Here is an 18,867-nt window from a genome sequence, read left to right on the forward strand (position 1 = left end):
CTACATACCTTGATATCAAGATATAATCCTTGAAGGCTGCTAATGACATTACCCAACAAACCCAAGCTATACTCCTCTAAAAGAACCTGGCTTGCCCCGCTGCTGTATCTGCTCGCCGGTGGCGCCTTGCTGGGACTGTCGACTAATTTGGCAAAGCTCGCGGGTGAAATGCAGCTATCAGCGCTCGCTTTTCTGTTTTGGTCCATTTTGGGAGCGGCCATTATTCTGCTAGCAGTTGCCGCCTACCGCCGCCACCTTCCGCCCGTCAATCTTCGCACTGTCGAGTATTATGCAGTCTCTGCACTGCTGGGCGTGGCGGGCGCCAATCTGCTCTTCTTCTCGGCGATCCCCCATGTCGGCGCCGGGTTTGTGGCGTTGATCATCACGCTGCCACCGCTGCTCACCTACGTCGGTGCTTTAACGTTAAAAATGGAGCGCTTTCAGCTCTTGCGGGCGGCTGGTGTCATGTCAGCCCTTGCAGGCGCCTTCACTCTGGCTTTCCATAAGCTATCCGCCCCTGATGCTGACTACCTGTGGATTCTTCTTGCCTTGATTGGCCCTGTGCTGCTGGCCATCGGTAACCTTTACCGAACCCTGCGCTGGCCAGTGGGGGTGTCCAGCGATGCGCTGGCGCCAGGGGTGCTGATAGCTGCCTCTATGCTTCTGCTGGGGGTGGGCCTACTGCCAGGCTTCTCACTTCACGTCCCCATGGATCGATCTCTGCCGATGTTCCTGATTGTCGTCCAGGCGGTGGTGTTCGCTGGCCAGTTTTTACTGCTATTTCTGCTACAGAAAAGCGGTGGCCCGGTATTTCTGAGTTTGTTGGGCTCCGTCGGCGCCGTGGTGGGTGTTCCGGTCGCCATATTGTTGCAAGGCGAAACCTCCCCCGAGGGCTTGCTGCCTGGCATCCTACTGATTGGTGCCGGTATTGCCTTGCTTAACATTGGTAAAGCGAAGCAGGTGCCTGATAAAGCAGTCTAAACGGTGGCCCTAAGCGATGAGGCAATGTGATGAGCATGGCAGGGCGCCACTGAGAGGGGGACAAGAACTGTTATACGATCCTATTTACTGCTACAGAATGCGACACTCCATGGGGTAAACGTAGCTGAAAAGCTCACTTGTAGCAGACCTGTTGCTGGGAAAAGATCACAGCGTTTATTTCAAGCCCCGAAATTCATCAAACCGATGTGCTGTAGCGAGATATAAAAACCACTAGTGAATAAATCACAGAACCAAACTTAGTCTGCTTCCAAAACAACGTAAAAGATAATAATAACTAAAGCTACGAAAAACTTACCAGCTCGTCTTTAGAACATACCAAAGCTCAAAATCTGCATTACCAATTACAGCAGCAAGCACGGCTCGACCAATTAAATTTTTCGCCATTTATTAGCTGCAGCTGCATGCACTGTTGCGTGATTGATCTAAATCAATTCAAGCCATTGTAATGAGACTACACTAAATATAGTTGATTGCTCCTTAACCATAGGTCGGAGACAGCGCATGTCAGATGAAAAGCTCACTTCATCAAAGCCTGAAGAGGATCTAGCGACACGGTTCCCTACAGCCTACTCAATTCTCTTCCTGCTAATTATTCTTGTAGCAGCGCTGACCTGGATCATTCCTGCCGGGCAATACGAACGTACGATGAACGAAGAGGTCGGACGCGAAATTGCAGTACCTGGAACCTATGTAACGGTTGATTCAAACCCTCAAGGTTTTGTGGACGTCATGCTGGCCCCCACGGCGGGTTTCTATGATCCCGACAGCTATGTTGCCAATGCCATCGACGTTGCCTTGTTTGTGCTGTTTTTGGGTGGCTTCTTAGGCGTTATCAATGCTACCGGCGCAATCGACACGGGGATACGTAACGTGATGCATCGGCTGAAAGGCCGAGAGATCTGGATGATCCCCATCCTGATGACGCTGTTTGCCCTTGGAGGCACCACCTACGGCATGGCAGAAGAGACTCTGGCCTTCTATGCCATTCTAATCCCCATCATCATCGCTGCTGGCTATGATGCGATCACAGGAGTCGCCGTGATTCTGATCGGCGCTGGTATTGGTGTGTTGGGCTCCACCATCAACCCCTTCGCTACTGTCATTGCCTCTAACGCAGCGGATATTCCTTTTACAGATGGAATTGTACTTCGGCTGGTGCTGCTGATTGGCGGGCTGGTGATTTGTTCAGTCTACGTGATGCGCTACGCCAAACGCATTAAGTTGGATCCTACTCGCTCCGTTGTGGCCAGACAACAGAATGCACACCGCAAACTCTTTCTACAGGGACACGACGAGCTGGAAAATTTTGATCTTTCAGGCACTCAGAAAATTACCCTTGTTATTTTTGCTCTGACCTTTATCGCGATGATTTGGGGCGTCTCGTCCCAAGGCTGGTGGATGGCTAGGATGGGCGCACTTTTCTTTGGTTCCGCCATTGTGATCGGCATCATCTCTCGGCTGGGCGAGAAAAAGCTGACCAGTAGTTTTGTCGACGGCGCCCGCGATCTGCTCGGCGTAGCCCTGGTCGTTGGTCTGGCCCGCGGTATCGTGGTGATCATGGAACAAGGCATGATTGCCGATACCATCTTGCATAGCGCCGAAAGTACATTAGGTGGATTGCCTGAACTAACCTTTATCAATTTGATATTCTGGATCGAGGTAGGAATGAGTTTCTTCGTACCCTCCTCATCCGGACTTGCCGTACTATCCATGCCTATTTTAGCGCCCTTGGGCGACTTTGCTGACGTGGGACGTGACTTGGTGGTAACTGCTTACCAATCAGCCAACGGCCTGGTTAATCTGATAAACCCGACCTTTGCCGTAGTGGTCGGTGGCCTAGCGATAGGCCGTATCTCTTATGACCGTTGGCTAGTATTTATCTGGCCTCTCCTTCTTATTTTGACTGTTTTTATCAGTGCAGTTATTAGCATTGGTGCATTTCTATAACCAAGGCAAAGGAGTATGCGACATGTCAGAACACACTTTGGGCGTTCACTCAGAAACTGGGACTTTACGGCAAGTTATCGTCTGCCGCCCTGGGCTAGCCCATAGAAGACTTACTCCCTCCAACTGCGATGCGTTATTGTTCGACGACGTCTTCTGGGTCAAGCAGGCACAGAAAGACCATGACGTATTCGCCGAGGTAATGCGTGAACGTGGTGTGGAGGTTCTGGACGTTAACGACCTGCTGGCGACAACGCTTGATATTCCCGAAGCACGTACCTGGGTTCTAGACCACCGGATTACCTGGAATCATATCGGGGTAGGCATGGTATCCGACCTTCGCGCATGGATGAACGAACTGCCGGGTAATACGCTGGCGAAATTTCTCATTGGTGGTTTGGAAGTAGGTGACCTGCCTTTCGACCCTGCAGGGCTGTTCGGTAACCATCTGGGGCCTCACGGCTTTGTGCTGCCGCCACTGCCCAACTTACTGTTCACCCGGGATAACAGCGCCTGGATTTATGGTGGTGTCACTCTGAACCCTATGTACTGGGCTGCACGCAAACCAGAGACGCTACTAATGAGCGCGATCTACCGGTTCCATCCGAAGTTTGCCGGCAAGGTGAACGTGCATTGGGGCGACCCGCTTGAAGATCATGCGCTGGCGACCCTGGAAGGAGGGGACATCATGCCGGTGGGTAATGGTGTCGTGCTGGTGGGAATGGGGGAACGATCCTCCCCGCAAGCCATTGGCCAGCTGGCCAAGACGCTTTTTGCTAACGGCACTGCAGAACGGATAATTGCCTGCCAGATTCCCAAGAGCCGTTCTGCCATGCACCTGGATACCGTGTTTACCTTCTGTGGCGGCAATGTAGTGACCACTTTCAAGGAAGTCGCAGATGAAATGGTTTGCTACGACCTGCGTCCGGGGGAAGGCAGCAAGCACCTGTCGTTCTTCCAGGACAGCCGCCCGCTGTTTGATGTTGTTGCCGATGTACTTGGTTACCCGTCCCTGGAAGTGGTCGCCACGGGTGGCGATACACCTGCCGAACGGGAGCGAGAACAATGGAACGATGGCAATAACGTGCTGGCACTGAGTCCGGGGGTCGTCATCGGTTATGACCGCAACGACGATACCAATGCTGCGCTGGAGGCAGCCGGCATAGAGGTACTGGCCATACCTGGAGCGGAGTTGGGCCGGGGCCGGGGCGGCGGGCGTTGCATGAGCTGCCCGACAATACGAGATACAGTCTGACAAGGAAGGAGCAGAACCATGGCTTTCAATCTCAAGAACCGGCACTTCCTGACCCTGAGGGACTTTACGCCCCGAGAGATCAGTTTTTTGCTCAAGCTTTCCACCGACCTGAAAACAGCCAAGTACGCTGGCACCGAAGTACCGCAGTTGCAGGGCAAGGACATAGCGCTAATCTTTGAAAAGAACTCCACCCGAACCCGGGTAGGCTTTGAGGTTGCAGCGTTTGATCAGGGCGCCCGAGTAACCTATCTGGGCCCGACGGGCACCCATATCGGCCACAAGGAGTCCGTCAAGGATACCGCCCGTGTGCTCGGCCGCGTTTACGATGCCATCGAATACCGGGGGTTCGGCCAGACGGTGGTTGAGGAGCTGGCACAGTATGCCGGCGTGCCGGTTTACAATGGGCTGACCAATGAATTCCACCCCACACAGATCCTCGCAGACTTCCTGACCATGCAGGAAAATGTGGAAAAGCCGCTGCGGGATGTTGCCTTTGTATTTATCGGGGACGCTGCGAATAACATGGGCGACAGCCTGCTGATCGGCGGTGCCATGATGGGAATGGATGTGCGCTTGTGTGCGCCCAAGGCCTGTTGGCCCAGCGAGGCTATTCAGAATGAAGCACAGACCATTGCCAGTGAGACCGGCGCACAAATCATGATCACGGAAGACATCGATGCTGCGGTGGCAGGCGTGGATTTTGTCTACACCGATGTGTGGGTGTCCATGGGTGAGCCGAAGGAAAAGTGGGCAGAGCGAATCAAACTGTTGCAGCCCTACCAGGTCAATGCTGCCCTGATGGAGAAAACCGGCAACCCCCGCGTAAGGTTCATGCATTGTCTGCCGGCCTTCCATAACACCGAGACCACCATAGGCAAGGAAATACAGGCCGAGTTCGGCATCGATGCCATGGAAGTCACCGACGATGTCTTTGAAAGTCCCGCCTCTATCGTATTTGATCAGGCGGAGAACCGAATGCACACCATCAAGGCGGTGCTCGTCGCCACTCTTGGAAACTGATTCAAGGAGCATGACATGCTTGTAGTAGCAGCTCTGGGAGGCAATGCCCTGTTGCGGCGAGGGGAGCCCCTGACCGCCGAGGCCCAGCGCGCCAACGTGAAAATTGCCGCCGAATCATTGGCCGAAATCATCCGCGCTGGCCACCAGCTGGTAGTCACTCACGGCAATGGCCCCCAGGTAGGCTTACTGGCGCTTCAGGGCGCCGCCTATAAGCCGGACGAAGCTTATCCGCTGGATGTACTGGGCGCTGAAACAGAAGGTATGATCGGCTACATCATCGAGCAGGAACTGGAAAACGCCCTGGACCATAACAGACCTGTGGCCACCCTACTTACCCAGGTTCTGGTCGACAAGAATGACCCCGCCTTCAGCAATCCCACCAAGTTTGTCGGGCCAGTTTACGAAAGGGAAGAAGCCGAGACCAAAGCCGAAGCCGCCGGTTGGCACATCGCTCAGGATGGTGACAAGTGGCGGCGGGTAGTGCCTTCGCCCAAGCCCTTGGAGATACCCGACATGAGGGTGCTCCAGCTGCTGCTGGAACAGGGCGTTGTGGTGATCTGCGCCGGAGGCGGTGGCATCCCCATTCTTCGCCGAGAGAACGGCAGCATGATCGGCATCGAAGCCGTGATCGATAAAGACGCCGCCAGCGCACTTCTGGCCAGCCAGCTGGGCGCAGATGCCTTGCTCCTTCTCACTGACGTGGACGCCATCTACCGTGACTTCGGTAAGGACACCGCTGCACCTATCCATAAATTAACGCTGGATGAAGCTCGCAAGCTGGACCTGCCGGCTGGTTCTATGGGGCCAAAAATGGACGCCGCGTGCAATTTCGCTGAAAGCGGAGGCATCAGTGGTATCGGCCGTCTAGAGGATGCACTAGATATTCTTAACCTACGGACGGGCACTTGTGTTGCTAGCTAACGCTTTTTACTGCTTATTGCAGACTTAATGAGGACGTGTACCTACCGAAGGACGCCTTCATCAGTTGTCACAGCCTCCCCCTTATAAAACCAATAGAGGTAAGCCACCAAGTCTGATGGCTCTTTTGATTCTCTCTTTACTCTGTTTATTCAATCCCCTACCCCAACTGGAACGGGTAGACCGAACCAATCTGCAGTAACTGCGTCAGTTCATCCAGAGCAACCAGTGACTCTTCCGCCAGCTGTGGATCGGCGAGATCGTCCGGGGCCAGGCGATCGCGGTAGTGGCGCTCCACCCACGCGGTCAGATCGGTATACAGTGCCTCGTTGAGCAGTACTCGGCCAGTGAGCGCGGCACGCTCGGCTTCCGTTAGCACCACACGCAAGCGCAGGCAGGCGGGGCCGCCACCGTTGCGCATGCTCTGCTTGACGTCTTTGACGATCACTTCGCCGATGGGGTTATTGCCCGCCAGGATCAGATCCTGGATCGTCCGCCAGACCGCTTCCCGCTCCTGACATTCGCCGGGTACCACCAGCGTCATGGTGCCGTCCGGGTTGGAGAGCAGTTGGGAGTTGAAGAGATACGATGCGACCGCGTCTTCCATGCTCACCGCCTCGACCGGCACGCGCACGGGAATCAGCGGCGTGTGCATTTTGGCACGCAACTCATCGAGCGTGCCCTCTTCGTCCAGAAAGGCCATTTCGTGGTAGAGCAGCACGGGCCCGTTGCCCACTGCAATGACATCGTTATGGAACACGCCAGCATCGATGGCATCCGGGTGCTGCTGGGCGAAGACGGTTTGCGCTTCCGTAAGCCCGTGCTGGCGGGCTACCGACTGGCTGGCTTCCAGAGTCTGCCGGGCGGGATAGCGCTGGGGTTCACGCTCGCCGCTACGCACGTCACCAAATGCCTGGCGACCATAGACAAACAGGTGAACCCCGGGTTCACCATATTCGCCGCAAAGGCGGGTGTGATTGGCCGCCCCTTCATCGGAAAAGGCCGGCGTTGCAGGCAGCACCGGGTGGTGAGCAAAACACTGCTCATCGCGAAAAATAGCTTGCAGCACACGTCCGGTGGTTTGCGGCTCCAGGTAGCGGTGAAAGCTCGACTGCAGATTGGCTGGCGTGAAGTGCACCCGGCCATCCGGTGCGTCGACGCTGGGAGTAATCGTGCCGGCGTTAGCGGTCCACATGCTGGACGCCGAACATACCGCCCGCAGTAGCTGCGGTGCCTCGACAGCGGCGCGGGCCAGCACCTCGCTATTACTGCCGCTGAAGCCCAGATCACGCAGCGCCCCGACATCAGGACGCTGCTGTGGGGGTAGCACGCCCTGGGCATAGCCCACGTCCATCAGCGACTTCATCTTTGCCAGCCCCTGAAGCGCGCCCTCCTTGGGACTGGAGAGCAGGCCACCGTGGCTCATCGAAGCGACGTTCCCGACTGCCAGCCCCGAGTAATTATGGGTAGGGCCGACCAAACCGTCGAAATTGACTTCCCTGATACGACTGAAGGCACTGCCGTTCATAGACTCACTCCTGGTGGCAGGGTTTCAGGCATCTCCAGGGTGTCGGCTTCCATGGAAGCAACCGGATAAGCGCAGTAGTCTGCTGCGTAATAGGCGCTGGGGCGGTGGTTGCCGCTGTCACCTACGCCGCCGAAGGGCGCATCGCCGGAAGCGCCGGTGGTCTGGCGGTTCCAGTTAACGATGCCTGCGCGAATGCGCAACAGGAAGTCGTCCCAATCGGCTTGCTCGCCGCCAATCAACCCGGCGGAGAGCCCATAGCGGGTGTTGTTGGCAAGCGAGAGTGCTTCATCCCAATCGCGATAGCGGTGGATTTTCAGCAGCGGTCCAAAGTGCTCCTCGTCAGGAACGTCCAGGCCCGTCACATCAATCAGCGCGGGGCTTAGCAGGCTGGTGTTCTCTTCCAGGCGCCGCATGCGGTTGATCACCGTACCGCCCATGGATTCCAGTTCCTCTTGCGCCTTGAGCAGGCCATCTGCAGCGGCCACGCTCACCAAACCGCCATAGAACGGAGCAGGGTTCTCTTCGAACTGGCCCGCCACATGCAGCTTGGTAATCGCCTCGGAAAGCGCATCAATTAGACGATCCCCTACTGCGCCTTCCGGCACCATCAATCGGCGAGCGCAGGTGCAGCGCTGGCCGCCAGATAAAAACGCCGACTGCAGAATGGTAAGCACCGCCGCACGCTCATCATCAATATCTTTCACTACCAGCGGATTATTGCCGCCCAGCTCAAGCGCCAGCACTTTATCCATTTGCCCAGCAAACTGCTGATGCAGCATGCCACCCACCTTGGCGCTGCCGGTAAACAGCAGGCCATCGATCCCGGGGTTGCCGGCCAGCGCCTGGCCCACGGCAACGCCGCCCTGCACTAGGTTAATCACCCCGGCAGGTAGCCCGGCTTCCAGCCAACACTGAAGGGTTAAGTCGGCGGTCAGCGGGGTCTGGTCGCTGGGTTTGAAGACGACGGTGTTACCCGCCAATAGCGCGGGCACCATGTGGCCGTTGGGCAGGTGGCCTGGGAAGTTATAGGGGCCGAACACCGCCATCACGCCGTGGGGGCGATGGCGCAATACCGCTTTTGCATTGCCAACGGCTTTTTCCCGCTCACCGGTACGCTCGTTATAGGCCTTGACCGATAGCGCGACCTTGCCCACCATCGCACCCGCTTCAGTGCGCGCTTCCCAGAGGGGTTTACCGGTTTCAGAAGCAATCGCCACGGCCAGCGCTTCCCCACGGGATTTCAGCACTTCGGCAAAACGCTCGACGAGGGCCTGGCGCTCGGCAAAGGGAGTACGCGCCCAGCCAGGAAAGGCGCTGCGGGCGGCCTTCACAGCGATCGCGACTTGATCCTCGCTGGCCGTGGCGGCCTGCCAGAGCAGCTGTCCGGAAACGGGATCGTGCTTGCTCAACGACGCGGCGTCGCCTGCTAGCCAGGCGCCATTGATAAGTTGCTGCTGTTGGGCGTGCATCGTTCTCTCCTTGCCGTGTAAATGCGGGCTTATGTACGTACAGGCTGTCGGGCTCAGGTTTCCAGCAGGCGAAGATAGTCACCGGTAGCGACACTCAAGCGGCTCGCTTCCTGCTCGTTAAGCACGATGGTGTTGTCGTCGGTGGGCGCGCGGCCTATCCAACTGGCAGTAAAGTTCAACATATGGGTGGTAGCCGCCAGCCAGCGGCTAACGCTCTCTTCACGGGCAGCGGCAGATACTTCCACCTGGCAAAGCCGTGAGTTGCGAATGGCGCGCACGTCATCAATGTAGGCTTCCACGGTGGGACCACCGTCGAAAATATCGATATAGCCTTCCCAGCGCAGCCCCTCTTTCTTCAACATTTCCAGTGCCGGGCGGGTATGGCGATGTACCTGGCCAATGCAGGCGCGCGCCTCTTCGGCCATAAAGGTGGTGTAGATTGGGAACTTGGGCATCAGCTCGCCGATAAAGCTCTTCTGCCCCAAGCCGGTGAGGCGGTCCGCTTCGCTGAAATCCATGGGAAAGAAGTGTTTGCCCAAGCTCTCCCAGAAAGGGCTGGTGTTGTTCTCGTCGAACACACCGCGCATTTCTGCCAACACTTTATTGGGGAATCGGTCACGAAACTGGGCGATAAACAGCCAGCGCGCCTTGGAAAGCAGCGCGCCGTTGCGCAAGTGGCGATTGGCTTCACCGCGATACTCCGGACGCAGGAACAGCGAGCACACTTCGGCATCACCGGTGTGGTCGGAGCTTAAAAACAGCGTGTCGATGGTGCGGTGCAGATCCAGCTGAACCGAGGAATGGGCCAAAGTGCCCAGCCGGTAGTTGTAGAACGGCACTTCTCGACCTACCTGGCCTTCAATGGCGCAGCAGCCCGCCAACTCGCCGCTTACTTCATCCTCTAGTACAAAGAAATAAAGCCGGTCATCCGCCGGGGTGCGCTCTTCAAAGGCACTGGCAGCCGCTTCAATCTTTCCGGCTAGAAACTCACGGTTATCCGGCAGCGAGGTAAAACCAACGCCGGCCTGCTGCGCAAGCGCCTGCAGCCCATCCAAATCATCACGGGCAATGGGTCGAATGCGCATTACATTTCTCCTTCATCGAGCGCGTCTACCACGGTGGGGAGTGTTAGCGGCGCGGCAAGCACCGCCCGCCCTTCCGTAACGCCCAACCGCTCGGCGTGCTCCGCGGAGAGCATCAACTGGCCCGTGGGCGACAACGCATAACGCGCAACAATACAGCGGAAATCACCCAGCTTCTGGTTGGCAATCATCGCCGGTTCGGCATCAGGCAAAACGTGTTCGGGGCGAATGCGCACCGGGTGCCAGGCGGCACTGCGAAAGGTCTCCAACCGCTCGCGCTCAGCTTTGACTATCGGCCCGGCATCGAAAATATCCACATGGCGAGAACGCACGAAACCCTCCGCCAGCATCTCTTCCAGCGCCTCTTCATGGGCCGGGTGTTCCCGGCCAATCGCCGCCCGAGCCTGAGGCGTTAACAGCGGCAAATAGAGCGGGAACTGGGGCATGACTTCGGCGATAAAGCTTTTCGAGCGCACCCCGGCAATATGATTCATATCCTGGAAGCTGCGGGCGAAAAAGTGCCGCCCTACGCTCTCCCAGAACGGCGACTCATTGCGGGCATCCAGGTAGCCGGGAAACGCCACCGCCAGAATACGCGAAAAGCGCTCGGGATACTGGGCGATAAACATCAGCCGCGCCCGGCGCAGCAGACTCTCCGCGCTGGTGCCCTTATAACGCGGGTTCAGCGAAAAGGCGCACAGCAGGGTGGCGTCCGAAACTTCATGGGAAAGCGCCAGTGTCTGAACTTCACGACGCACATTCAGCTGCTGCGAGGCGTGGATCAACGTTTCCTGCCGATAGGTGTAGTAAGCCTCATTGGCGCCTGCCTGGGCACGGATAGTGGCCGTTCCCAACACTTCCTCACGACTATCGTCAGCGAGCACAAAGGTATAGTGCTCGTTCTCAGGAAACTCGACCTCGCCATTGAAAGCCTCCTGAGAGCGCGTAATGCGCTCCTGAAGCCGCTCACGATTAGCAGGCAAGTTGGTAAGCTTAGGTACTGCATGCTCGGCTAATTGCTCCAGCGCCGTGAGATCAGACGCTTTAACGGGTCGAACTACCAGCATCCTCGACGCTCCCTCTTCAGTTAACACAACTGACGCAGCCTTTTGCTCTCTCATCCTGCCGCAACTAACCGCTCAATCGCACGCTCTAAGCGCGCCATACCCTCGGCGATGTCTGCTTCAGGGATGACCAGAGAAGGCGCCATGCGCAATACGTTCGGGCCGGCAACCAGCGCCATCAAGCCCTCTTCTATAGCCAGCGGCAGAATGTCCTTGGCACGCCCCTCATAGGCATCCGACATCTGGGCGCCCATCAGCAGGCCCATACCACGGATCTCCTTGAACACCCCGTGTTTGCGGTTGATGGTTTCCAGATGCTCGCGGAACAGGTCGTGGCGTTTTTTCACCCCTTCCAGCACTTCAGGGGTATCGATAAACTCGACGGCCGCCAGCGCCACGGCAGAGGCCAGCGCATTGCCGCCGTAGGTGGAGCCGTGAGTACCAACGACCAGCGACTTAGCGACGTCATCGGTGGCCAGCATGGCACCAATGGGGAAACCGCCGCCCAGCGACTTGGCGCTGGTCAGGATATCCGGCGTAATGCCGTAGTTCTTGTACGCATAGAGCTCGCCGCTACGACCCACGCCGGTTTGCACCTCGTCAAAAATCAACAGCGCGTTATGTTCGTCACACAGATCGCGCAGGCCCTGAAGAAATGCTGGTGTTGCGGGCACGATGCCGCCTTCGCCCTGCATGGGCTCAACCATGATCGCGCAGGTGTCGTCGCTCATCAGCGCACGAACGCTTTCCAGGTCATTGTAGTTGGCGTGATGAATACCACCCGGCACTGGGCCGAAGCCCTGGGAATATTTTGGCTGGCCGCCCACGCTGACGGTAAAGAAGGTACGACCGTGAAAAGATTGATAAAACGAGATGATCTTGTCTTTCTGTTCGCCATGGTTATCGACGGCCCAGCGGCGGGCCAGCTTTAGCGCGGCTTCATTGGCTTCACCGCCGGAAGAGCATAAAAACACTTTATCGGCAAAGGTGCGTTCAACCAGCGTTTTAGCCAGGTTCAACGCGGGCTCGTTGGTAAACACGTTAGAGAGATGCCACAGCTTTTCGCCCTGCTCTTTCAGCGCATTAACGAGCACCGGGTGACAGTGGCCCAGTGAGTTGACGGCGATGCCACCGGCGAAATCGATATATTCGCGCCCCTGCTGATCCCACAAGCGGCTACCTTCGCCGCGCACGGGAATAACCTGCTGCGGTGAGTAGTTGGGCGTCATATAGTGGTCGTAATCTTGACGGCTTGGGGTATGGCTCATGGCGCGTTATCTCCAATGGAGGGAAGGAATGAAAACAGTATAAGGGGCCAACACGGTCAACCGCTTTCAGCAATGGGACGGCAAATTATGAATAGCGACGCCCATTGAGTCGCGTTAACGTCTTGAAGAACGCTATAAGACCTCCATACTTATTGGCAAGCGATAAAGTCATGCTTGGATAGCGAGGTATCGCGACGTACTGACACTCAGGAAGAGAGGAGTACACCTTATGCAAATTGATCTAAGCGGTAAGCACGCCATCATTACCGGCTCGACGGCGGGTATCGGTTTTGCGATTGCCCAAGGGCTTGCCAACGCTGGCGCCAAGGTTGTCGTCACAGGCCGTTCGCAGGCACGTGTGGATGAGGCAATAGCCAGCATTAAACAGGATGCCCCGAATGCCCAGGTAGAAGGCGTGGCCGCCGATCTCGGTACTGCTGAAGGCTGCCAAACACTGATCCAGCAGCAACCCAGCGCAGATATACTGATCAATAATGTGGGAATTTTCGGTCCACAGGACTTCTTCGAGGTTGATGACGCGACCTGGCAACAATTTTTCGACATCAATATCATGAGTGCCGTGCGCCTTTCTCGCCATTATGCCCAAGGCATGCGCGACCGCAACTGGGGCCGCATCCAGTTTATCTCCAGCGAATCGGGCATCAACATCCCCACCGAGATGGTGCATTACGGCATGACCAAATCGGCGCTCTTATCGGTTTCGCGCGGGCTGGCCAAAGTGCTCAGCGGCACGCAGGTAACTGTCAACGCTATCTTGCCTGGGCCAACGCGCTCTGAAGGCGTGCTTAAGATGATTGCTGAAATGGCAGAGAAAGAAGGCACTTCTCAACAGGAGATGGAAGCGCGCTTTGTCAAAGAGAACCGGCCCTCTTCCATCATCCAGCGCCTCGCCACGCCACGCCTGAGGAAGTGGCCAGCATGAGCGTCTATGCCGCGTCGCCGCAAGCAAGTGCTACCTCAGGCGCGGCCCTGCGGGTAGAAGGCGGTATTGTCGATACGTTAACCTGAGCTCTCTAATCTTATCTTTCTAATCATACCTTTCTAATTTAGGCGCTCTTCTCTTGGCGTCATGCCAAAATGATTTCGGTAGGCGGTGGAAAAATGCGCGCCGGAGGAAAAACCGGTAGCAAAAGCGATATCGCCTACCGGCCGGTCACTCTCACGCAGTTGCTTGCGCGCTTCCTGCAGGCGTAAATCGAGGTAGTACCGGCTAGGTACCGCCTGTAGATACTTCTTAAACAGTCGCTCCAGCTGGCGCCGGGAAATCCCCAGGTGCTCGGCCAGTTCAAGAGTCGAGAGCGGCTCCTCGATATTGGCTTCCATTAGCGTAACGGCATCCACTAAGCTTTGCGGCGCGTGGCCCAAGCGAGTGCGTAACGGCACATGCTGGCGTTCATCCGCCAGCCGAATGCGATCGCACACGAACTGTTCTGAGACCTGCTCTGCCAAGCGTGCGCCGTGGTGCTGACCTATCAGGGTCAGCATCAGATCCATCGCCGCCGTGCCACCGGCGCAGGTTAGCCGGTCGCGGTCAATTTCGAACAGCTGCTGGGAGAGGGTGACTTGCGGATAGGCCTGCGCAAACGCCTCAAAGCGCTGCCATGGCAGCGTGGCACGATAGCCTTCCAGCAACCCACAGCGGGCCAGCACTTCCGTCCCTCCGGCCAAACCGCCAAGCGCCACACCGCGCCCCTGGTGGCCGCGCAACCACTCGTTAAGCTTTGCTGGCAATGTATAGGGAAGCGGCGTGGGCGCGCATATCAGTAACAAATCAAGCGGCCCCAGTGCGGTACCCAGCTCATGCTGTGCAATCAGGGAAAGCTGTGCACCGCTGCGCACCGGTTCGTCGCTGAGGCTTAGCGTAACGGTGTGATAAAGCATCTGGCCGCTTAACTGGTTCGCCATTTGCAGCGGCTCCAGCGCGCTGGCGTGGGTCAACAGCGAGAACCCCGGCAGTAGCATAAACGCGACCCGCCGACGGGCTATCGCTGCTTTTGATGCTAAGTGATTGGACTGCATAATTATTGAAGAAACTGCATGAGAACCGCCAACGGCTTGGATAAATAACCATCTTACCCAATTGCGCAAATGAAGGCAGCGCTTGTTACTCATACATAAAAAAAGATGTCGCCGCGTTAATAGCGTTAGCGCAGCTACCAAAAAGGGCAAGGCGTATCCGCCTTGCCCTCTTCATTAGTCACTAACGATTGACTGTATCAAACAGCACCTCTGTTAGTGTTGCTGCGTTCCTGTTGCTGCGCCTCAGATAGCGTCATGTTGCCATCCACTTCGCTGTACTCATCTTCTTGGTAATTATTAGATGAAGCTTCGATTTCATCTTCGCCATAGTTTGTGTTGACAACGAGCTGATCATTTTCAAGCTGCATGTCATTGATAGGCAGCGCAATGTCCGTTGCGCCAAAACCCCAAATACCACCTACCGAAACGATAGCAAACAAATCGCCAGACTCATCGTGCTTTGCAATATGCTGTACTCCACCGATCTCTTCGTCCTCCTGATTCATCACTGTCATCCCTTCCAGGTCGCTGACCTGACGTGACATCAGTGAGTTGGACTGGTCATTTTGATCGGCCTGATCAGTTTGGTTTTGAGCAGCTTGGTCACTCTGCTGATCATTCTGCTGGCGCTCTTGCTCGTCTTCATTGACATTGACCTGGGCGTCTTCCGCTTGCTCAACCGTCACCTCAGGCTCGCCAGTTTGCTCAACGGTGACATTAGGCTCGGCTTCTTCCACGGTCACATTGGGCTCAGGTTGCTCAATAGTAACTTTAGGTTGAGACTGCTCCACCGTGATATCAGGTTTCTCTTGCTCTACTTCTACTTCAGCAGGCTTTTGTTCAACATTGATGTCCCTAGTTTCGTCGTTGCTACGCTGCTCTTGCGCGTTTGTGTCTTGTTGCTGAGCCGTTTGATTGCTGCGATCAGTTTCATTCTGGTTCTCTTCCTGAGCAAGAACGCCAGCTGACAAGCCTGCGCAAACCGCACCGATGGCAATTGCTAATGCTGTCCGTTTCATACAATCTCTCCTTGTGTTGGTTTACACATAAGAAGCTAGTACACCGAAGTACACTAAATCAAAGCCAAAACGAATTTCTTATAAAAGATTAATAAATATTAACCACTTACCAACAACTATTATTGATTTAGGCAAAGTATTTACTACCACTTTTACTATTTAGCTTTTAGCTAATTAGCAATGCAATTACCCAGGAAAACGCTTACCAGCCTGTTCATCCGACGCATCATAATCTTGAGTATCATCAGGGTCGGAGCCAAGCTCCTCGGCTGTTTTGGCTTCAAAACGACGTGCAGCCTCAATGGCTTGAGGTTCAGTTTCGTGTTGTGAGATTTCCTGAGGCTCATTAGGATCAGTTACATCTATCACTCGCCAACCCGAAATAATAAGCTTATTGTCTCGCTTTTTACTGATAGGCTCTACGCGTGCTACTCGTGTCATATATCCTCCTGCTTGAAAGGTATTAACTTTTTATAACCTCTTCCTTTCTTAGCAGAGCTTTCGCCCTCTGACGAATTTATAGGCGAAATTTAACAACGGTTGAAAGTAATAAGCCTCCTTCTAACTATTAAGCGCTCTTGCCAAAAAAATTGCCGGGCGCTTGGCCCGGCAATACATCAGCATCGTGACTCGCTAGTTACCCCGATTAATGATGCCTAATACAATAATGCTCACCACAATCACACCAAGAATGATAATCACCAGCGGGAGTAACTTATACATCCCGCCGGGGCGCTTCTTGGCCTCAGGTTGAAGATGTGGCTTGGAAGATTCAAGATCCTCAGGCACCCGCTCACCAATGATGTGCTCTTTCTGTTCTTCCGGGGTTTTGCTTTCCTTAGTATCCATAAACACCTCCCGCGTTCCGGTCGAATTGGGCGGCGCTACCGCCCCAGTGAATGGCTTACAGATTCACGACATCAAACTTCACTTCTGGATTGACGTCGGCATCGTAATCTACGTCGTCACGCTCGAAACCAAACAGCTTCAAGAATTCGTGCTTATAACCAGCATAGTCGGTAATCTCGAACAAGTTCTCGGTGGTCACCTCTGGCCATAGATCCTGACAAGCTTGTTGAACGTCGTCACGTAGCTCCCAGTCATCCAAACGCAGACGCCCAGCTTCATCTGTCACTAGCTCGCCCCGCTGCCCTTGGGCTGAGTAGAGGTGCTCGCCGAATAGGCGGTTTAATTGATCAATAGTGCCTTCGTGCAGCCCCTGCTCTTTCATGATGCGATAGACCATGGCGATATACAGCGGCATCACCGGAATCGCCGCACTCGCCTGGGTAACGACCGATTTCAGTACAGCAACGTTGGCGCCGCCGCCGCTCGCTTTTAATTTGCTGTCGATAGCCGTGGCAGCACGGTCCAGATCTTCCTTGGCTTTACCCAATGCACCGTGCCAGTAAATCGGCCAGGTGATTTCGGTACCGATATAACTAAACGCCACGCTGCGTGCGCCTTTTGCCAACACACCGGCTTGGTCAAGGGCTTCCATCCACAGTTCCCAATCTTCGCCACCCATGACGGTAATGGTGTCGTCGATCTCTTGTTGGGTGGCAGGTTCTACTTCCGCTTCAATGATGGCATCTTTATTAGTGTCGATTGCGGTGGCACGGTAGGTTTCGCCAATCGGCTTCAGGCTGGAACGCTTCAGCTCGCCGCTGTCCGGCAGCTTACGCACGGGCGACGCCAGCGAGTAGACCACCAGATCGATTTCACCCATGTCTTGCTTGATCAATTCAATGGCTTTTTCCCGCGCTTCATGGGAGAACGCATCGCCGTTGATCGACTTGCTGTAAAGCCCTTCCTGCTTGGCAAACTTATCGAAAGCCGCACTGTTATACCAACCGGCAGTACCCGGCTTTTTATCGGTGGCGGGCTTTTCAAAGAAGACGCCTAGCGTATCGGCCCCATAGCCAAACGCCGCGGTAATACGGGCGGCCAAGCCATAGCCACTCGAAGCTCCTATCACCAATACTTTTTTCGGGCCAGCCTGCTTATCCAAACCACGGGCACGGGTCGCTTCAATCTGCTCGCGAACGTTCTGCTCACAGCCAATGGGGTGAGTGGTAGTACAAATAAAGCCGCGCACTTTGGGTTTAATAATCACATTGAACCTCGTTATAGGATTGATTTGGTTACCAACATCGCCCTGCCAAGGCAACATTGTGACTCAGTGGGGCTATTCTAGCTGTCTCCGTGCCGTGTGTCCGCCCTTGAGCTAAAGGCGCTTTCGCGTCACGATAGTTGCCTAAGCACCGACTTCTCTAATGAGGTGACCATGAATGCACAGCAGCTAGTAGATGAACGTGGTGACCTTTGGCTAGCGCTAGCCCCGCTGTGGCTGGATCGTGAACCCAGCGAACGCGATTACGCCCACATGGTAGAGGTCGTGCAGCGCTACGATATGACCCTCAATGAACTTGAGTGGATGTTTCGCTTGGAAATGGCCCCGGTGATGTCTCGCCACCAACTTTCAATCGCTAGCGAGTGGCGGCAATTTGACGATTATAAGCTGATGAAGCAGTTGGTTAATCACAACATGCGCTTGAAGGGCTGGCGACGCAAAAGCTGGGCGCTGTTTTCAGGGTTGACCACGATGATGGTTCGCCACCGCTGGAATGCGCTAATGAACCGCGTCGCTGTCACGCGGGGAGAACAGATTTAGGCCGACTTTTTCAGGCAGTCTCACTCTTGTTTTACAGATTAGCGTTATGGGTAGGCTTGATCCAGCGCTTGCTCTAACGCCAGACGCAGCGGGCGCCCATGGTCGCGGGGCCCAAAGCGCGCAATCACTTTGCCATCGCGGCCTATTAAGAATTTGGTGAAATTCCACTTAATCAATTGGGTCCCCATCACACCGGGCGCTTCACGCTTAAGCCAGCAAAACAGAGGATGGGCCTGGCTGCCATTGACGTTAACCTTCTCCATCAACGGAAAGCTTACCCCAAATTTCTGTTCCCCAAACTGGCAAAAGGCTTGCGCGCTCTCGGGTGACTGGCGGCCAAACTGGTTGCAGGGGAAACCAAGCACGGTAAAGCCCTGGTCCCGATAGCGCTGATAAAGTGCTTCCAGCTCGCTTAACTGGGGGGTGAAGCCACACTGGCTGGCAACGTTGACCACCAGCAGTACTTGGCCACGCAGCGCGCGTAGGTTGAATGGCAGCCCTTGGTGGGTATAGCAGTCTTGGTCGTAAATTGGCATCACTCGACCCCACAAAACCTCAAACGGCATAGCGATCACCATGCCACG

At 55.5% G+C, this 18,867-nt stretch carries 18 protein-coding genes; 7 read left to right on the top strand and 11 right to left on the bottom strand.

Features of this window, described 5'->3' with window-relative positions; genetic code table 11:
* Window positions 1-42: 42 nt before the first annotated feature.
* From ACXUPB_RS15165 to arcC, 5 genes are all read left to right on the top strand, one after another.
* On the top strand, window positions 43-981 hold the full coding sequence (locus ACXUPB_RS15165) for an EamA family transporter (protein ID WP_472953214.1): 939 nt from the start codon (window positions 43-45) through the stop codon (window positions 979-981).
* A 522-nt stretch (window positions 982-1,503) separates the two neighbouring features.
* Complete coding sequence (locus ACXUPB_RS15170) at window positions 1,504-2,949, top strand: YfcC family protein (protein ID WP_472953216.1); 1,446 nt, start codon at window positions 1,504-1,506, stop codon at window positions 2,947-2,949.
* A 22-nt stretch (window positions 2,950-2,971) separates the two neighbouring features.
* A complete protein-coding gene (locus ACXUPB_RS15175) occupies window positions 2,972-4,201 on the top strand; it encodes an arginine deiminase (RefSeq protein ID WP_035559937.1) in 1,230 nt (409 codons plus the stop codon).
* Window positions 4,202-4,219: 18 nt separating this feature from the next.
* Window positions 4,220-5,221, top strand: a complete 1,002-nt coding sequence (gene argF / locus ACXUPB_RS15180) for an ornithine carbamoyltransferase (protein ID WP_472953217.1) — start codon at window positions 4,220-4,222, stop codon at window positions 5,219-5,221.
* Window positions 5,222-5,236: 15 nt separating this feature from the next.
* A complete protein-coding gene (arcC, locus tag ACXUPB_RS15185) occupies window positions 5,237-6,142 on the top strand; it encodes a carbamate kinase (protein WP_472953218.1) in 906 nt (301 codons plus the stop codon).
* Between the two features lie 157 nt (window positions 6,143-6,299).
* Here the strand turns inward: arcC and astB are convergent, their stop codons facing one another.
* The 5 genes from astB to ACXUPB_RS15210 are packed head-to-tail and all read right to left on the bottom strand — an operon-like array spanning window position 6,300 to window position 12,550.
* Window positions 6,300-7,667 (bottom strand): N-succinylarginine dihydrolase, encoded by a 1,368-nt coding sequence (gene astB, locus ACXUPB_RS15190; RefSeq protein WP_472953220.1) that lies wholly within the window; start codon window positions 7,665-7,667, stop codon window positions 6,300-6,302.
* Entirely contained in the window at window positions 7,664-9,136 is a 1,473-nt protein-coding gene (gene astD / locus ACXUPB_RS15195) for a succinylglutamate-semialdehyde dehydrogenase (RefSeq protein ID WP_472953223.1), read from the bottom strand. The genes astB and astD overlap by 4 nt, the downstream gene beginning before the upstream one ends.
* 53 nt (window positions 9,137-9,189) lie before the next feature.
* Window positions 9,190-10,221, bottom strand: coding sequence for an arginine N-succinyltransferase (gene astA / locus ACXUPB_RS15200; protein ID WP_472953225.1), 1,032 nt, complete (start codon window positions 10,219-10,221; stop codon window positions 9,190-9,192).
* Window positions 10,221-11,285 (bottom strand): arginine N-succinyltransferase, encoded by a 1,065-nt coding sequence (locus ACXUPB_RS15205; RefSeq protein ID WP_472953228.1) that lies wholly within the window; start codon window positions 11,283-11,285, stop codon window positions 10,221-10,223. The genes astA and ACXUPB_RS15205 overlap by 1 nt, the downstream gene beginning before the upstream one ends.
* A gap of 50 nt (window positions 11,286-11,335) precedes the next feature.
* A complete protein-coding gene (locus ACXUPB_RS15210) occupies window positions 11,336-12,550 on the bottom strand; it encodes an aspartate aminotransferase family protein (RefSeq protein WP_472953230.1) in 1,215 nt (404 codons plus the stop codon).
* A 229-nt stretch (window positions 12,551-12,779) separates the two neighbouring features.
* Between ACXUPB_RS15210 and ACXUPB_RS15215 the strand changes: the two genes are divergently transcribed.
* A complete protein-coding gene (locus ACXUPB_RS15215) occupies window positions 12,780-13,493 on the top strand; it encodes an SDR family NAD(P)-dependent oxidoreductase (protein WP_472953231.1) in 714 nt (237 codons plus the stop codon).
* Between the two features lie 119 nt (window positions 13,494-13,612).
* Here ACXUPB_RS15215 and ACXUPB_RS15220 read toward each other — a convergent pair whose 3' ends face one another.
* The 5 genes from ACXUPB_RS15220 to fabV form a co-directional block, all read right to left on the bottom strand.
* Window positions 13,613-14,590, bottom strand: coding sequence for a GlxA family transcriptional regulator (locus ACXUPB_RS15220; protein WP_472953233.1), 978 nt, complete (start codon window positions 14,588-14,590; stop codon window positions 13,613-13,615).
* A gap of 197 nt (window positions 14,591-14,787) precedes the next feature.
* Entirely contained in the window at window positions 14,788-15,609 is an 822-nt protein-coding gene (locus tag ACXUPB_RS15225) for a PRC-barrel domain-containing protein (RefSeq protein WP_472953236.1), read from the bottom strand.
* Window positions 15,610-15,795: 186 nt separating this feature from the next.
* Entirely contained in the window at window positions 15,796-16,050 is a 255-nt protein-coding gene (locus tag ACXUPB_RS15230) for a hypothetical protein (RefSeq protein WP_335596448.1), read from the bottom strand.
* 192 nt (window positions 16,051-16,242) lie between these two features.
* A complete protein-coding gene (locus ACXUPB_RS15235) occupies window positions 16,243-16,458 on the bottom strand; it encodes a hypothetical protein (RefSeq protein ID WP_176301885.1) in 216 nt (71 codons plus the stop codon).
* A 55-nt stretch (window positions 16,459-16,513) separates the two neighbouring features.
* On the bottom strand, window positions 16,514-17,725 hold the full coding sequence (gene fabV, locus ACXUPB_RS15240) for an enoyl-ACP reductase FabV (protein WP_335596447.1): 1,212 nt from the start codon (window positions 17,723-17,725) through the stop codon (window positions 16,514-16,516).
* A 171-nt stretch (window positions 17,726-17,896) separates the two neighbouring features.
* On the opposite strand from fabV, the gene ACXUPB_RS15245 reads away from it, so the two are divergent.
* Window positions 17,897-18,283, top strand: a complete 387-nt coding sequence (locus tag ACXUPB_RS15245; protein WP_035559915.1) for a DUF7079 family protein — start codon at window positions 17,897-17,899, stop codon at window positions 18,281-18,283.
* A 44-nt stretch (window positions 18,284-18,327) separates the two neighbouring features.
* Here ACXUPB_RS15245 and ACXUPB_RS15250 read toward each other — a convergent pair whose 3' ends face one another.
* On the bottom strand, window positions 18,328-18,819 hold the full coding sequence (locus ACXUPB_RS15250; RefSeq protein WP_472956757.1) for a glutathione peroxidase: 492 nt from the start codon (window positions 18,817-18,819) through the stop codon (window positions 18,328-18,330).
* Window positions 18,820-18,867 lie beyond the last annotated feature (48 nt).

The organism is Vreelandella sp. DA03-1M (assembly GCF_055725665.1).

Excerpts from the sequence above, each read along its gene's own strand:
- ACXUPB_RS15165 (WP_472953214.1), top strand. The coding sequence starts at position 43 with ATGACATTACCCAACAAACCCAAGCTATACTCCTCTAAAAGAACCTGG.
- ACXUPB_RS15170 (WP_472953216.1), top strand. The coding sequence starts at position 1,504 with ATGTCAGATGAAAAGCTCACTTCATCAAAGCCTGAAGAGGATCTAGCG.
- ACXUPB_RS15175 (WP_035559937.1), top strand. The coding sequence starts at position 2,972 with ATGTCAGAACACACTTTGGGCGTTCACTCAGAAACTGGGACTTTACGG.
- argF (WP_472953217.1), top strand. The coding sequence starts at position 4,220 with ATGGCTTTCAATCTCAAGAACCGGCACTTCCTGACCCTGAGGGACTTT.
- arcC (WP_472953218.1), top strand. The coding sequence starts at position 5,237 with ATGCTTGTAGTAGCAGCTCTGGGAGGCAATGCCCTGTTGCGGCGAGGG.
- astB (WP_472953220.1), bottom strand. The coding sequence starts at position 7,667 with ATGAACGGCAGTGCCTTCAGTCGTATCAGGGAAGTCAATTTCGACGGT.
- astD (WP_472953223.1), bottom strand. The coding sequence starts at position 9,136 with ATGCACGCCCAACAGCAGCAACTTATCAATGGCGCCTGGCTAGCAGGC.
- astA (WP_472953225.1), bottom strand. The coding sequence starts at position 10,221 with ATGCGCATTCGACCCATTGCCCGTGATGATTTGGATGGGCTGCAGGCG.
- ACXUPB_RS15205 (WP_472953228.1), bottom strand. The coding sequence starts at position 11,285 with ATGCTGGTAGTTCGACCCGTTAAAGCGTCTGATCTCACGGCGCTGGAG.
- ACXUPB_RS15210 (WP_472953230.1), bottom strand. The coding sequence starts at position 12,550 with ATGAGCCATACCCCAAGCCGTCAAGATTACGACCACTATATGACGCCC.
- ACXUPB_RS15215 (WP_472953231.1), top strand. The coding sequence starts at position 12,780 with ATGCAAATTGATCTAAGCGGTAAGCACGCCATCATTACCGGCTCGACG.
- ACXUPB_RS15220 (WP_472953233.1), bottom strand. The coding sequence starts at position 14,590 with ATGCAGTCCAATCACTTAGCATCAAAAGCAGCGATAGCCCGTCGGCGG.
- ACXUPB_RS15225 (WP_472953236.1), bottom strand. The coding sequence starts at position 15,609 with ATGAAACGGACAGCATTAGCAATTGCCATCGGTGCGGTTTGCGCAGGC.
- ACXUPB_RS15230 (WP_335596448.1), bottom strand. The coding sequence starts at position 16,050 with ATGACACGAGTAGCACGCGTAGAGCCTATCAGTAAAAAGCGAGACAAT.
- ACXUPB_RS15235 (WP_176301885.1), bottom strand. The coding sequence starts at position 16,458 with ATGGATACTAAGGAAAGCAAAACCCCGGAAGAACAGAAAGAGCACATC.
- ACXUPB_RS15245 (WP_035559915.1), top strand. The coding sequence starts at position 17,897 with ATGAATGCACAGCAGCTAGTAGATGAACGTGGTGACCTTTGGCTAGCG.
- ACXUPB_RS15250 (WP_472956757.1), bottom strand. The coding sequence starts at position 18,819 with ATGCCAATTTACGACCAAGACTGCTATACCCACCAAGGGCTGCCATTC.